Annotated in this window: 12 protein-coding genes; 3 read left to right on the forward strand and 9 right to left on the reverse strand. The window is 70.0% G+C overall.

What is annotated here, in order from left to right; genetic code table 11:
- Positions 1-200: 200 nt before the first annotated feature.
- Positions 201-1259, reverse strand: coding sequence for a carboxysome shell carbonic anhydrase (locus CKO33_RS08450; protein ID WP_200181438.1), 1059 nt, complete (start codon positions 1257-1259; stop codon positions 201-203).
- 108 nt (positions 1260-1367) lie between these two features.
- Between CKO33_RS08450 and CKO33_RS08455 the strand changes: the two genes are divergently transcribed.
- Together CKO33_RS08455 and CKO33_RS08460 are read left to right on the forward strand one after the other, a co-directional pair.
- Complete coding sequence (locus CKO33_RS08455; RefSeq protein WP_200181440.1) at positions 1368-2735, forward strand: nicotinate phosphoribosyltransferase; 1368 nt, start codon at positions 1368-1370, stop codon at positions 2733-2735.
- Positions 2736-2786: 51 nt separating this feature from the next.
- Complete coding sequence (locus CKO33_RS08460; protein WP_200181442.1) at positions 2787-3368, forward strand: isochorismatase family protein; 582 nt, start codon at positions 2787-2789, stop codon at positions 3366-3368.
- A gap of 9 nt (positions 3369-3377) precedes the next feature.
- On the opposite strand, the gene CKO33_RS08465 is transcribed toward CKO33_RS08460, so the two are convergent.
- The gene (locus tag CKO33_RS08465) at positions 3378-6164 is read right to left on the reverse strand and encodes a sensor domain-containing protein (protein ID WP_200181444.1); all 2787 of its coding nucleotides are present in this window, start codon (positions 6162-6164) and stop codon (positions 3378-3380) included.
- A 173-nt stretch (positions 6165-6337) separates the two neighbouring features.
- On the opposite strand from CKO33_RS08465, the gene CKO33_RS13875 reads away from it, so the two are divergent.
- A complete protein-coding gene (locus tag CKO33_RS13875; protein ID WP_200181451.1) occupies positions 6338-7114 on the forward strand; it encodes a flagellar brake protein in 777 nt (258 codons plus the stop codon).
- A 6-nt stretch (positions 7115-7120) separates the two neighbouring features.
- On the opposite strand, the gene CKO33_RS08475 is transcribed toward CKO33_RS13875, so the two are convergent.
- The 7 genes from CKO33_RS08475 to rsxB form a co-directional block, all read right to left on the reverse strand.
- Entirely contained in the window at positions 7121-9406 is a 2286-nt protein-coding gene (locus CKO33_RS08475) for a diguanylate cyclase domain-containing protein (RefSeq protein ID WP_200181458.1), read from the reverse strand.
- A 214-nt stretch (positions 9407-9620) separates the two neighbouring features.
- Positions 9621-10253: an endonuclease III gene (gene nth, locus CKO33_RS08480; RefSeq protein ID WP_200181460.1), complete on the reverse strand. Its 633-nt coding sequence runs from the start codon at positions 10251-10253 to the stop codon at positions 9621-9623.
- A gap of 8 nt (positions 10254-10261) precedes the next feature.
- Complete coding sequence (locus tag CKO33_RS08485; RefSeq protein WP_200181462.1) at positions 10262-10951, reverse strand: electron transport complex subunit E; 690 nt, start codon at positions 10949-10951, stop codon at positions 10262-10264.
- Positions 10948-11580, reverse strand: coding sequence for an electron transport complex subunit RsxG (gene rsxG / locus CKO33_RS08490; RefSeq protein WP_200181464.1), 633 nt, complete (start codon positions 11578-11580; stop codon positions 10948-10950). The genes CKO33_RS08485 and rsxG overlap by 4 nt, the downstream gene beginning before the upstream one ends.
- Positions 11577-12629, reverse strand: a complete 1053-nt coding sequence (gene rsxD / locus CKO33_RS08495; protein ID WP_200181465.1) for an electron transport complex subunit RsxD — start codon at positions 12627-12629, stop codon at positions 11577-11579. Before rsxD ends, rsxG begins: the two co-directional genes overlap by 4 nt.
- Before the next feature lie 53 nt (positions 12630-12682).
- Positions 12683-14263 (reverse strand): electron transport complex subunit RsxC, encoded by a 1581-nt coding sequence (gene rsxC, locus CKO33_RS08500; protein ID WP_200181467.1) that lies wholly within the window; start codon positions 14261-14263, stop codon positions 12683-12685.
- 31 nt (positions 14264-14294) lie between these two features.
- Positions 14295-14876, reverse strand: a complete 582-nt coding sequence (gene rsxB, locus CKO33_RS08505; protein ID WP_200181469.1) for an electron transport complex subunit RsxB — start codon at positions 14874-14876, stop codon at positions 14295-14297.
- Positions 14877-14888 lie beyond the last annotated feature (12 nt).

Here is a 14888-nt window from a genome sequence, read left to right on the forward strand (position 1 = left end):
CCGAACTCAAGGCGCGCTTCCTGGGGGGATTCGCCGCCAGGGTCATTGAACGGGAGGATCCGGATCTGGCCCGGCGCATGGTCCGCCACACCGCCGTGGTGGACTGGCGTACCCGGGCACGTGACGGCGCGATTTGCCTTGGCTCCACGGTCCGTCATCCCCCCAACCGTCCCAGTCAACCTCCATCCCCTGTGGTGCGCTCAGACGGGCAGCCGTTCCAGCCCCCGGGTACGCCAGTCCACCACGGCGGTGTGGCGGACCATGCGCCGGGCCAGATCCGGATCCTCCCGTTCAATGACCCTGGCGGCGAATCCCCCCAGGAAGCGCGCCTTGAGTTCGGCCCGGGCCCGGTCCACCCCCATCTCCTCGTAGGGGGCCGAGGCCAGGAGCAGGCAGCCGTCGTCCGGGATCCGTCCGGCGGCCATGTTGCCCCGGATGATGGCCGCGGCGTTGCGGATGGGTTCGGCCAGATCGGGGCTGTAGGGGCCGATGATCAGGGCCGTGTTGGGCACATGCAGGAAATCAAAGCCCTGGCCCACGCAGATGGCCCATTCCCGGTGCTGCAGGTCCAGGTCACGGATGGTGTCCCGCAGGGCGGCGATGTGACCCAGATTGCCTTGCAGCAGGGGCATCAGGTCACGGCATACCTCCCCGGGCATATCCGGGCAGAGTTCCATCACCTGGCGGGCCAGTTCCCCACGCTGTTGCGGGGATAGGGTGGCCAGATCCAGGGTGGCCCCGGCCTCGCCGTGCAGGGTCAGGGCCTCCTCGTCGGTCTCGAAGCCGCACACCAGGGGATAGACGCTCTCGCCTCCCGGTCCGAAGAGCTGCCGGGCCTGATCCCGGATCTGAAAGGCGTGGGCCCGGGCGGCCCCGGTGTCGCAGTCGAACCCGGCGCAGCCCCGGGCGCGGTCCCCGCGGGAGAAATGATAGGTGATCATCATGAGCACCCGGTGCCCGCAGGCGGCCGCCTGCTGCACCGTGCGGGTGAGCATCTCCCCCAGGAAGGGCCAGCCCAGGTCGAAGCGTCCCCCCAGGTTGCGGAAGGGATGGATCACCCCCAGGGGGGTGCCCGTGGCATGGGGGATATGGATGCGCCCGTCCATGCACTTCATCACCACCACCCGGGTGGGATGACGGGCCAGGTAGCGGGTGCGATCCAGGGTTGCCTCCGCACCGGAGAAGGTGCGGGCATGATGCTCCGCCAGTGCGTACAGCCATCGGATGCGTTCTTCGAGGGGCCGGGTGTGGCTGTCCATGGGGGCTCCCGGTGACGGATGGGCTTTACGATGTCCGGGCCGAGTATACTAAGATCGGTATCAGGGGCCATCCGGCCCCATCCTCCCGTTCCCATCCAGGGGAGCCCCATGACCTCAGGCAGCGCTCTTCCCAGCCCCGCTGGTCCCCAGGGCCTGGCCCTGTTCACGGACCTGTACGAACTCACCATGATGCAGGCCTACTGGGCGCAGGACAGGATGGACACGGCGGTGTTCAGCCTGTTCACCCGCCGCCTGCCGCCCCGGCGCAACTACATCCTGGCCTGCGGGCTGCACACGGTGCTGGAGCAGCTGGAGGCCCTGCGCTTTACCCGGGAGGACCTGGCCTATCTGGAGGGACTGGGGCTGTTCTCCGACGGCTTCCTGGATTATCTGGCGGGATTCCGTTTCACTGGCGAGGTGCATGCCGTGGAGGAGGGGACCCCCCTGTTCGCCAACGAACCCCTGCTGGAGGTGATCGCCCCGCTGCCCGAGGGGCAGCTCATCGAGACCCTGGTGATGAACCAGATGCACCTGCAGACGGTGCAGGCCTCCAAGGCGGCCCGGGTGGTGGAGGCGGCCCGGGGACGGGCCGTGATCGACTTCGGTGCGCGCCGCATCCACGGCCTGGACGCCGCCCTCAAGGGGGCGCGGGCCTTTCATATCGCGGGGGCGGCGGGGACCTCCAATGTCCTGGCGGGGCGGCTCTACGGCCTGCCGGTGAAGGGCACCATGGCCCACAGCTACATCCAGGCCCACGAGGACGAGCAGCAGGCCTTTCTGGAATTCACCCGCCTCTATCCCGACACCGTGCTCCTGGTGGATACCTACGACACCCTCCAGGGGGTGGACCGGGTCATCCATCTGGCCCGGGAGCTGGGGCCGGATTTCCGGGTCAGCGCCATCCGTCTGGATTCCGGCGACCTGGAGCGCCTGTCGTATCAGGCACGGGAGCGTCTGGATGCCGCGGGTCTTGAGGGGGTGGGGATCCTGGTGAGCGGCGGCCTGGACGAGGACGAGGTGGACCGCCTGCTGCGCGCCGGGGCCCCCATCGACGGCTTCGGGGTGGGAACCTCCATGGGGGTGTCCAGCGATGCCCCGGACCTGGACATGGCCTACAAGCTCTGTGAGTACGCGGGCCGGGGGCGGCTCAAGCTGTCCACCGGCAAGCCCGTGCTGCCGGGGCGCAAGCAGGTCTTCCGCCGCCTGGGGGACGCGCCGGAGGCGGGGGATGTCATCGCCCGGGCCGGGGAGGCCCTGGAGGGGGAGCCCCTGCTGCAGCCGGTGATGAGCAGCGGCTGGCGGCTTGCGCCGGCCCCGTCCCCGGATACACTGCGACAGCGGGCCCAGGCCCAGGTGGCGCGCCTGCCCCAGGCCGTGCGCGGCCTTGCGCCGGCCGATCCCCCCTATCCGGTGCGGGTCAGTGACGCCCTGCAGGCCCATCAGGCGGCGGTGACCCGGGACCTGGCGCGGGACTGAAACGCCCCCGTGGGGGCCGCATGCCGGGGGTTGCCCCGGAGGAGGTGTGCCATGGGTGATACCATCGATCCGCTGCTGCGGCCCGGGGACGCCCTGCTGGTGGTGGACGTGCAGAACGATTTCTGCCCCGGCGGGCGCCTGCCCATCCCCCTGGGGGACCGGGTGATCCCCGTCCTCAACCGCGCCCTGGAGGCGGCCCGGGCCCGGGGACTGCCGGTCTATGCCTCCCGGGACTGGCATCCCCTGCACCACCCCAGTTTTACGGAGCAGGGCGGCCCCTGGCCCGTCCACTGCCTGCAGGACACCCCCGGTGCCGCCTTCCATCCGGAGCTGGACCTGCCTGCGGAGTGCATCACCGTCACCAAGGGGACCCGCTTCGACAAGGATCAGTATTCCGCCTTCGACGAGACGGGGCTGGAGCAGGAGCTGCGCCGCCAGGGGGTGCAGCGCCTGTGGATCGGTGGTCTGGCGGAGGATGTCTGTGTCGAGGCCACCGCCCGGGATGCCGTGGGCCTGGGTTTCGCGGCCGTGCTGCTCCCCGGCGGGGCACTGCCAGTGTCCCCGGAGGGGGGCGAACAGGCCCGGGCGCGCATGGCCCGGGACGGGGTGGTGCTGCAACCCGGCCCGGGCTGATCCTCCCGCTCAGGATCGGCCCCGTAAGGCCTGGGTGGCGATCGCCCTGGTGCGGGCGGGCAGGTGTCGGGCGATGATCCCGGCCGGCTGGGGACGGTTGAAGAGGAACCCCTGGCCGATGCGGCAGCCGTGTGCCAGCAAAAAGCGCTGCTGGGCGGCGGTCTCCACCCCCTCGGCGATCACCTCCAGGCCCAGGGTCTCCCCCAGGCCGATGATGGCCCGCACGATGGCCGCGTCCTCGGGATGGGCGTCGGGGTCGTCCCCCAGGTCCATGACGAAGGACTGGTCGATCTTGATGGCCTGCACCGGCAGCCGCTTGAGGTAGTTCAGGGAGGAATAGGCGGTGCCGAAATCGTCGATGGAGATGTGAAAGCCCTGCTCGTGCATGCGCGAGAGGATGCGGATGGTACGCTCCACCGAACGCATGGCGGCGCTCTCGGTGATCTCGAACTCGATGTGTCCCGGCTCCACACCGGTCTCCTCCAGGGTCTCCAGGGTGCGCTCCACCAGCCCCTTCTGCTGGAACTCCCGTCCCGACAGGTTCACCGCCACCGGAGGTGCCTCCAGCCCCGCCGCCTCCCAGGCACGGATCTGCAGGCAGGCCTGGCGCAGGATCTCCGGCCCCAGGGCGAGGATGAAGCCGGTCTCCTCCGCCAGGGGGATGAAGCGCCCGGGGGAGACCAGGCCCCATTCCGGGTGCTGCCAGCGCACCAGGGCCTCCAGGCTGTGGATGCGGCCGCTGGCCAGGTCCACCCGGGGCTGGAAGTGCAGCAGGAACTCCTGGTTCTCCAGGCCCCGGCGCATGGCCTGGTCCACGGTCATGCGCTCGTGCAACTGGGTGTCCAGTTCCCGGGTGTAGAAATTGTAGTTGTGGCGGCCCTGGTTCTTGGCCCGGTACATGGCGGCGTCGGCGTGACGGATCAGTTCCTCGGCGCGGTCGCTGTCCTGGGGGAAGACGGCGATGCCGATGCTGAAGCCCAGCACCATGGGGCTGTTGTCCCCCAGGAGGAAGGGTTCCGCGAAGGCCTGCTGCAGGTGTTCCACCACCGGGATCACGTCCTGGGGCCGCTCCAGGGGGCTGAGCAGCAGCACGAACTCATCGCCGCCGAACCGGGCCAGGGTATCCCCCTCCCGCAGATGGGCCCGCAGGCGGCGCGCCACCTGGACCAGCAGGCGGTCCCCCTGTTCGTGCCCCAGGGAGTCGTTCACCACCTTGAAATCGTCCAGGTCCAGCAGGCCCACCGCCAGCACGTGGTCATCCCGGCGCGCCACCGCCAGGGCCTGCCCGAGCCGGTCCAGGAACAGGTCGCGGTTGGCCAGCCCCGTGAGGGGGTCGTGGAAGGCCAGGTAGTCCAGGCGGTCGCTCAGGTGCTTGCGGTCGGTGATGTCCTCGGCCAGCTTGATGTAGTGGGTGATATGCCCCTGGCCGTCGCGGATGGGGTAGATGCGGGCCCGCTCCCAGTAGATCTCGCCGTTCCTGCGCCGGTTCTTGAACTGCCCCTCCCAGGTCCCGCCCCGGGACAGTTTCTCGAACAGGCCGGGGTCCTTGTCGTCGCCGGGCAGGCCCGAGCCCAGCCGCTGGGCGTTCATGCCCATTACCTCGGATTCCGTGTAGCCGGTGATGTGGCAGAACTGGCGGTTGACATAGCGGATCAGACCGGTGGTGTCGGTGATCACCACGATGCTGGGGCTCTGGTCCACGGCGAAGGCCAGCCGTTGCAGGCTCTCCTCGGTGACATGCCGCTGGGTGATGTCCAGATGGGAACCCAGCAGCCGGGCGGGATGGCCGTCCGCGCCCCGGATGAGGGAGCCCTGGGCCAGGATCCAGCGGTAACTCCCGTCCTTGTGGCGCATGCGCGCCTCGTTGATGTAGCGTCCCTCGGGGTTGGCGAGAAAGGCGGCCACCTTGCGCTGTGCGGGCTCCAGATCGTCCGGATGCAGGCGCGAGCGCCATTCGCTGAAGTCGTCGCCGATCTCCCAGTCCTCATAGCCCAGCTGGGCCTTCCACTCCCGGGAGTAGAAGACCTTGTCGGTGCGCAGGTCCCAGTCGAACAGGCCGATGTTGCCGGCGCGGATGGTCTCCCGCAGGCGCAGCTGGTCCCGTTGTTTCTCCGTGAGGTCCACCCCCATGCAGAACAGGCGTGTGTCCTCGGGGCCGTATTCCAGGGCGGCGTGGACGCAATAGATCTCCACCGGATGGCCGTCCTTGTGGCGCAGGGTGAGGGGGCCGGACTCGGGGGGCGTCCCTTCGGCACGCATCCCCCGCAGGTTCTCCTCCATCTCCCCGCGCAGGTTCTCGGGCACGATCAGATCCAGCAGGCTGGCCTGAAGGGCCTCCCCGGCGTCGTAGCCGAAGACCCGTTGGCTGGCCCGGTTCCAGTAGAACACGGTGCCGTCCAGGTGATAGCCCTGGATGGCGATGTCCGGGACCTCCTGCAGCAGATGCTGGAAGATGACCTCGTTCTCCCGGGTCGCCTGTTCGGCCCGCTTGCGGTCGGTCACGTCCCGCAGGTAGACCACCCAGACCGGTTCCCCCTGCATGTCCATGGGTACGGTGCGCACGTCGGCGGACACCACGCCCCGCCGGGGATGGGGGATCTGGATCTCGGTGGGCTCATCGGGCACCACCACGAAGCCGAACTCGTGTCCCTGCAGGGTCTTGAGGGGATGCCCGAAAAGCCGGGCCGCCGCCGCATTGGCGTAGCGGATGATGCCGGCCCGGTCCAGCAGGAGGATGGCGTCGGAGGCCTCCTCCACCATCTGCCGGAAATGCTGCAGCCCGGCCCCCCGCATCATGGGGCCGTAGCCGGGTTGGGCCGGCCGGTGAGGTATGGGGGGTGGTGCAGTCTGGGGGCTGGCTTCATGGTGCGGCCGGTCCGGGCAAGGGTGTGGGGCCGCGGATGCTGACATCACAGGCCCGGTGGCAGATGGTATCATGTCCGACCCCTGCATCCATGCGTCGATCCCCCATGTCCGACCCCAGCGCCAGCCTGATCCGCAACCGCCGGCGACAGCAGACCCTCCTGCGCGAGCTCATCAGGGCCCGGGCCCTGCTCACCGTGAGCGCCAGTGTGGCCCCGGAGCCGGCCCCGGAAGGGGAGGCGTCGCCACTGGAGCATGCCCCCCTGCGCCTGCAGGGGGTCAGTCAGCTGCTCCAGCTGGCCCCGGAGAGCGACCAGCTGGCTTTGGAGGCCCCCAACAACGAGGTCCTGATGCGCCGCCTGGCCCCGGGGGACGAACTCCGGGTCCGGGCCTCCCTGCGCGGCGTGCCCCTGATCTTCCGCACGGTGTATGAGCGGCTGCACGAGGAGGGGGATCTCCAGGCCCTGGTATGCCGCTGGCCGGAGGTGGTGGACTATCGCCAGCGGCGTGGGGCCTTTCGCGTTGCCATCCCCCTGGCCATGGAGGCCCGGGCCCACTGGTGCCTGGACGAGGGGACGGGGGACGACCAGCCGGTCTACTCCGGGCGTCCGGCGGATGTCTCCATCCAGGGGCTGGGGCTGGACTGTGAACTGGATGCCGGAGACATGCCGGATCCGGGCACCGGGGTCCTGATCCGGACCCTGGAGATGGGGGAATACCGCTGGAGCGATCTGCCGGCGGTGGTGCGCAACGTCAAGCCGGATCCCCGCCGCGAGGGGCGCTGCCGTCTGGGACTGCAGTTCAGTGCCCTGCAACCCGCCGCCGAGCGCACCCTCAACCGTCTGATCATGGACCTGCAGCAGGATGCGGCCAAGCGGGCCTGAAACGATTCATCCCTTTCCGGTGGCACGCTCGGGCAGCGGTGTGGCCTTGGCCTGAAACAGATGCAGACCGTTGCGGCCGGCCTTCTTCACCCGGTACATGGCCTGGTCCGCCCGGCGCATGAGTTCCTCCACCTCCAGCCCCTGGCCCCGGAACAGGCACAGGCCGATGCTGGGGGTGGCGATATACTCCAGATCCCCCAGGTTGTAGGGACGCGACAGGGCCTTCAGGATCTTGTCTCCCGCCTGCAGGGCCTGATCCCGGGCCAGGGATTCGTTCCGTTCCAGGTCCTCCAGCAGCACCACGAACTCATCCCCACCCAGGCGCGCCACGGTGTCCGATTCCCGCAGGCAGCCCTTGAGGCGGACCGCCACCTGCTGCAGCAGCCGGTCCCCCACGGCGTGGCCGTGGCTGTCGTTGAGGGCCTTGAAGTGATCCAGATCCAGGAACAGTAGGGCATTGTGGTGGCCGTGGCGCTGGCCGTGCTCCATGGCGTGGCGGATGCGGTCCTGGATCAGCCGCCGGTTGGGGAGCTGGGTGAGGGCATCGTGGAAGGCCAGGTGACTGATGCGCTCCGTGGCCTGCTTCTGGGCGGTGACGTCGCGCACCACCGCCAGCACCTCGTCGTCCCCCAGCCGCACCAGTCGGGCCTCGAATACCGAGTATCCACCATCTTCCATCTCCAGGGTGTACTCCACCACCTGCGTGCGCCCCTGCAGGAGCACCTGGTGGATGCCCTCGTAGAGCCTTTGGGCCGCGGCGGCCGGGAGCACCTCGAAGAGGCTGCGGTGGAGGAAGCGCTCCGGCGGGACGTAGAGCATGCCGGCGTTGCCTGCATGCCAGGCCAGGTAGCGGCCCCGGGCGTCGAAGCGCAGCACCAGGTCCGGCAGGGCCTCCAGCAGGGCGCGGTTGCGCCGTTCGCTGCGGGCGAGGGCCTGCTCCATGCGCTTGATGCGGGTCTGGTCGAAGAGATAACCCCGCAGGCGCACGATGCGGCCCTGCTCGTCCCGGTCGGCGCGGGTGATGTCGTAGAACCAGCGGTATGCCCCCGAGCGGTGCCGCAGCCGGTAGGACTGCTCCACCTGATCCTGACCGGGCTTTGGGGTGTCCTGCACCAGTTGCATCACATCCTGGGGATGCACCAGGTCGGTGAAGCTGAAGCGGTCGGCGTAGAGCTCCCCGGGGCCGTATCCCAGCAGGTCCCGGATATTGGCCGAGGCATAGACCACGCGGCGCTTGTCCATGCCTTCCCACACCAGCAGGGCCACCGGACCCGTGGCGAAGAGCCGGCGTTCCTCCCGCAGGGCCGTTTCCACCCGCTTGCGCCGGCTGATGTCCTGGAGCACGCCGATGAAGCGCAGGGCATCGCCCCGGGGTGTGCGGGTGACCACCCGGCCGCGGTCGTGCACCCAGATGAGGCCGCCGTCGGCGCGCCGCATGCGGTATTCACACTCGTAGCGGGGCACGATGCCGCGCAGGTGACGGTCCAGGGCGCGCTCCACCCGGGCCCGGTCCTCCGGGTGGATATGGGTCTGGCGCAGCTCCAGGGAGGGGCGGCCGGGGTCATGGGTGTGGCCCAGCAGGTGCAGCCACTGGGGTGAGTAATACACCCGGCCCGTGGCCAGGTCCCAGTCCCAGAGCCCCTGGCCGCTGCCATCCAGGGCGAAGCGCCAGCGCAGTTCGTTGTCCCGGATATGGGCGCGTTGTGCCTCGGCCTCCCGGCGCAGACGGAAGTTCTCCTCGAAGCGTTGCTGCATGCGCCCCGAGGTGAGGGCAACGAAGGCCAGAAACAGCAGGATGATGCCCGCGGAGACGGTGGGCATCCCCTGCTCCTGGAGTTGCAGCCCCAGGCCCAGGGCCATGAGCATGGGGGCCACCACCAGCAGGGCCGAGACCCGGTCGGTGGCCAGGGTGAGGAGCACCCCGGCGCTGATGCCGGCCATGGCGAAGGCCAGGAGGAACTGGCGGGCCGCGTCCCCCGACTGGGTCAGCAGCAGCGCCCCCAGGGCCCAGGCGATGCCCATGGCCAGGGCCCCCAGGCGAAAGTACTGCAGCCAGCAGGGGTCGGCGTCCTCCCCCCGGCGGCAGGCGCGCCGGAAACCCACCCACAGGAATCCGCGCAGGGCCGCCGCCGCGGCCAGGATGGTCAGCCAGCCCAGCATCAGGGGGTCGGGCAGGAAGGTCCAGTGGGTGGCCACCAGCACCAGGCCGGTTGCCAGGCTGATGGGCAGGGAGGCGGGCAGGCCCTCGTAGAGGAAGCGGGTGCGCTGTGCCTGGGAGTCCCCGGAGCTCACGGCCGTACCGGCCGGGGGCCGCCTCGCCGCCGGGAGGCACGCCCGACCCCATGGCCGTCCGGTGCCGGTCCCGTGATGTGGGTGTTTCCTAGGGTGGGGGGCAGCCCCTTGCCGCGCAGCATCCGTGTACGTCCCGCGTCCAGGATCCGTAACGGGTTATAGTCTCACAAACGCCGCCATTCGTCTCCCCTTCTCCGGGGGGGTGTTGCCGTGATCAGGTTCGCTTTTCATCGTATTCGCACAGGTCGGCGATGAGACATGCCCCGCAGCGGGGGGCGCGGGCGGTGCAGACATAGCGGCCGTGCAGGATCATCCAGTGGTGGGCGTCGCGGCGGAATTCCATGGGCACCACCTCCATGAGGCGCTTCTCCACCGCCAGCGGGGTCCTGCCCGGGGCGATGCCCGTGCGGTTGGCGACGCGGAAGATGTGGGTGTCCACGGCGATGGTGGGTTCGCCGAAGGCGGTGTTGAGCAGGACATTGGCGGTCTTGCGTCCCACCCCGGGCAGGGCCTCCAGGGCCTCCCGGTCTTGCGGCACCTGGCCGCCGTGGTGCTCCACCAGGATGCGGCAGGTGCGCAGGATGTTCTCCGCCTTGGCGTTGTACAGCCCGATGCTGCGGATATGGTCCTTGAGCCCCTCCAGGCCCAGGTCGAGGATGGCCTGGGGGGTGTTGGCCACGGCGAACAGGCCCTCGGTGGCCCGGTTCACCCCCCGGTCGGTGGCCTGGGCCGAGAGGATCACGGCCACCAGGAGCTCGAAGGGGGTGCTGTAGTGCAGCTCGGTGGTGGGATGGGGGTTGGCGCGGCGCCAGCGCTCGAAGATCTCCCGGCGGGTACGGTCTTCCATGGGCGGCCTCAGGTCTGGGGTTGCTCGGTCATGGCCGCCCGCCGGCGCGCTGCGCGCCGTTCCAGGTGTTCGTCCACGGCGTTCTTCAGGGCCAGCAGCAGCCCCAGGCCGATGAAGGCCCCGGGGGGCAGCACGGCCAGGAGGAAGCCGCGGTAGTCCTCCACGAGGGTGAGGGTCAGGCCCCGGGCCATGTCGCCGAACATGAGATGGGCCTGGGCGAACAGGGTGCCCTGGCCCAGGGCCTCCCGCAGTCCCCCCAGGGCCACCAGCACCGCGGTGAACCCCAGCCCCATGGCCAGGGCGTCCACCAGGGCCCGGGGCATGGGGTTCTTGGAGGCGAAGGCCTCGGCGCGGCCGATGATGGCGCAGTTGGTGACGATCAGGGGGATGAAGATCCCCAGGATCAGGTACAGCTCGTGGAAATAGGCGTTCATGGCCAGTTCGATGGCGGTCACCACCGAGGCGATGATGAGCACGTACACCGGGATGCGGATCTCCGGGCGCACCCAGTTGCGGATGGCGGAGACGGAGAGGTTGGAGGCCACCAGGGTGAGGGTGGTGGCCAGCCCCAGCCCCAGGGCGTTGACCACGGTGCCGGAGATGGCCAGCAGCGGGCACAGGCCCAGCAGCTGCACCAGCCCCGGATTGTTGTGCCAGAAGCCGTCGGCGACGATCCTGCGATAGGAGCGGGTGCTCATGGGGCCTCCCCTGGGTTCTGCCGGTTCTGTGCGAAGACCTGATCGCGGTGGTCCCCGAAGTAGATAAGGGTGTCGCGGACCGCCTCCACCACGGCCCGCGGCGTGATGGTGGCGCCGGTGAACTGGTCGAAGATCCCGCCGTCCCGGCGCACGGCCCAGTCCTCCCGGGGGGGATCCCCCAGGGCCCGCCCATCGAAGCCCAGGATCCAGTCGGACTTGGCGGCCTCGATGCCGTCCCCCAGGCCCGGGGTCTCGTGGTGTTCCACCACCCGCACCCCGGCGATGCGGCCGTCGGCCATCACACCCACCAGCAGGCGGATGTCGCCGGCATAACCGCCATGGGCCATCACGGAGAACACGGCCGCCACCGGCTGGCCGTCCCGGCGGGCGCGGTAGACCGTGCGCTCCCCGCCCCCCAGCAGGGGATGGGACAGGTGTACGGTATCCTGCACGATGGCGTTGTCGTAGGCCCCTTTTGGGAGAATGGCGTGCAGCCGCTCCAGGGTGTCGGCCTCGCGGTTGGCCTGGATGCGTGCCTGGGTGCCCTGGTGCACGGTGGCCACCAGGGCCGCGCCGGTGAGGCCGAACACCGCCAGCAGGAACGCGGAGATGAGGACGTTGCGGATCATCCCTGGTCCTCCTGGCCGCGGGCCCGCCGTCCGAACACCCGGGGCTGGGTGTACTGGTCGATGGTGGGGGCCATCATGTTCATCAGCAGTACGGCGAAGGCCACCCCTTCGGCATAGGCCCCCCAGCTGCGGATGATGAAGACCAGCAGTCCCACGCCCGCGCCGAAGAGCAGCCGGCCCCCCGGGGTGGCGCTGCCGGATACCGGGTCGGTGGCGATGAAGAAGGCCCCCAGCATGGCGGCACCGCTGAAGAGCTGGAACAGGGGGTCGGGATAGGCGGCGGGGTCCATGAGCCAGAACAGCCCGGAGATGAGGAACAGGGCCCCCAGCATCCCCGCCGGGGCCTGCCAGGTGATGACGCGGCGGTGGAGCAGCCACAGCCCCCCGGCGAGGAAGGCCAGGTTGATCCACTCCCAGCCCCGTCCGGCGACGAAACCGAACAGGGGGGTGTCCTGGATGGCCCCCAGGGGCTGGCCCACCCCCAGGCCCGACTGGATCCGGTCCAGGGGCGTGGCGCTGGTGACGGCATCCCAGGAGAGCCCCGCGGGCAGCTGGCCCTGGAAGATGATCCCCAGGGTCTGGCTGAAGGTGAAGGCCGGATCCGCCAGGGTCCCCGGGGGGATCCACAGGGTCATCTCCCGGGGGAAGGAGATGACCGCCACCACGTAGCCGATCATGGCGGGATTGAAGGGGTTGTAGCCCAGGCCGCCGTAGAGATGCTTGGCCACGGCCATGGCGAAGGCGACCCCCACCAGGGTGATCCACCACGGGGTCAGGGGCGGGATCGCCAGGGCGAAGAGCCAGCCGGCCACCACCGCCGACAGGTCGGTGATGAAGGGGCGCACGGGCCGGCGGCGCAGCAGCAGCATCAGCGCCTCCGTGGCCAGGGCCACGGTCACCGCCAGCAGGACGTTCACCAGCACCCCCCAGCCGAAGAACCAGGCCATGGCCGCGGTGCCGGGCAGCAGTCCGTAGAGCACCTGGCGCATCACCCGGTGGACGCTGCGCACCGGGCTCATGTGGGGGGAGGTGAAGGTCTTGAAACGCATCACGTACCGTCTTGGTCGGGGTTGGGTTGGGGGCCCTGGGAACCCGGGGGTTTTCAGGAGGCGTCGCTTCCGGAGGCGTCCTGCTTTGCCGCCTTGCGCGCCTGGGCCCGTTCCAGGGCCGCCTGTACGGCGGCCTTCTTCGCCGCGTCGGCGGCGCCGGAGGCCCCGCCGGAGCCGGAGGCCTGGCGCTTGCGGTTCATACGCTCGGCCTTCTCGCGCTTCTCCCGCTCCAGGCGCTGGCGGCGCAGTTCGTGGCGCATGCGCGCCGCGTCCGCCTGCTTGCGCTCCCGCTCCTGGGCCCAGATCTCGTTCTTGGCGAAGCGGAAGTACTGCACCAGGGGGATGTTGCTGGGGCAGACATGGGCGCAGCAGCCGCATTCGATGCAGTCGAACAGGTTGTGGTCCTGGGCCTTGTCGAACTCCTTGGCCCGGGTGTGCCAGTAGAGCTGCTGGGGCAGGAGGCGGACGGGGCAGACCCGCACGCACTCGCCGCAGCGGATGCAGGGCATCACCGGCTCGGGGGCGCTCACCTCACCGGCCTCGGCGGCGAGGACGCAGTTGCCCCCCTTGATGATGGGCACCTCGTCGCTGGGCAGGGCGAAGCCCATCATCGGGCCGCCCATGATAAGCCGCTCCACCGCTTCGGTATAGCCGCCGGCGTGGGCCACCAGGTGGGCGATGGGGGTGCCGATGGGGACCTGCAGATTACGCGGGGACCGCACGCCACTGCCGGTGACGGTGACGATGCGCGAGATCAGGGGTTCGCCATGGTGCACGGCCCGGTGGATGGCCGCCAGGGTGGCCACGTTGTGGCAGACCACGCCCACGTCCGCCGGCAGGCCGTCGCTGGGCACCTCGCGCCCGGTGAGCACGCGGATCAGCTGGCGCTCACCGCCGGTGGGATAGATGCTGGGCAGGGCCACGATGCGGATGTTGTCCTGCTCCTCGCCCCCCAGGGCCTCGGTCATGGCCCGCAGCGCCTCGGGTTTGTTGTCCTCGATGCCGATGAGGCAGCGCGCCGGCCCCAGGGTGCGCTGCACCAGCAGCAGCCCGGCGATGATCTCCCGGGCCCGGGTGCGCATGAGCATGTCGTCGCAGGTGATGTAGGGCTCGCACTCGGCGCCGTTGACGATCAGGGTGTCGATGGCCTGGCCGGGGCGGGGGTTGAGCTTCACCGCCGCGGGGAAGGCGGCCCCGCCCAGGCCGACGATGCCCGCCTCACGCACGCGGTTGCGCAGGGTCGTCGGGTCCGCCGCCTCGTCCTCCCCCAGGGGGCGCATGCGGCAGTCCCCCCAGTCGTCCTCCCCGTCCGGCTCCAGGGTGATGCAGGGGGCGCTCAGCCCCGAGGGATGGGGCACGGGGTGATCCCCGATGGCAACGACCCGCCCGGAGGTGGGGGCATGGATATGGGCGCCCACATAGGTGTCGCAGCGGGCGATGATCTGCCCCTTGAAGACCCGCTGCCCCTGCTGCACGCAGGCCTGCGCCGGCTGGCCGATGTGCTGGCGCAGGGGCAGGATCAGGCGCTCGGCCAGGGGCGGGGTGACCACCGGCCCGCCGGTGCTCTCCGCCTTGTGGTCCGGCAGCTTCAGGCCGCCGTGGAATTGCCATAGCTTGTGCGGGGTTGCCGTCATGGATGCGCGTGTCCGGATGGGTTGGCGCCGCCTACGCGCCGGCGCCGCTGGGTCGGGTGAGATCCGGGACCGGGGTGCGGCCGTCGGGACGCTCCAGGGGGAGCGGCCATTTCCAGGTGGTCAGATCCTGGGGCACGGGCTGCATGTGGATGCAATTCACCGGGCAGGGGTCGAGGCACAGCTCGCAGCCGGTGCACTGGTCCCGGAGCACGGTGTGCAGTTGCTTGGGGGCGCCGATGATGGCGTCCACGGGGCAGGCCTGCAGGCACAGGGTGCAGCCGATGCAGCGGTTCTCGTCGATCACCGCGTGGGCCTTGGGTTTGGCCTCGCCTTCCACCGGCTTGGGATCGCGTCCCAGCATGTCCGCCAGGGTCAGCACCAGGGCCTCGCCGCCCGCCGGGCAGAGGTTGATGTCGGCCTCGCCCGCAGCCACGGCCTCGGCGTAGGCGCGGCAGCCGGGATAGCCGCACTGGCCGCACTGGGTCTGGGGCAGGAGACGGTCGATCTGATCCACCACGGGATCGCTCTCCACGCGAAAGCGGATGGAGGCGTAGCCCAGGATCAGGCCGAAGGCGGCGGAGAGGGAACTCATGACAACGACGGCGGCGAACATAGGCGTTTACCT

It is taken from the genome of Ectothiorhodospira mobilis, from assembly GCF_016584115.1.
Classification (GTDB): domain Bacteria; phylum Pseudomonadota; class Gammaproteobacteria; order Ectothiorhodospirales; family Ectothiorhodospiraceae; genus Ectothiorhodospira; species Ectothiorhodospira mobilis.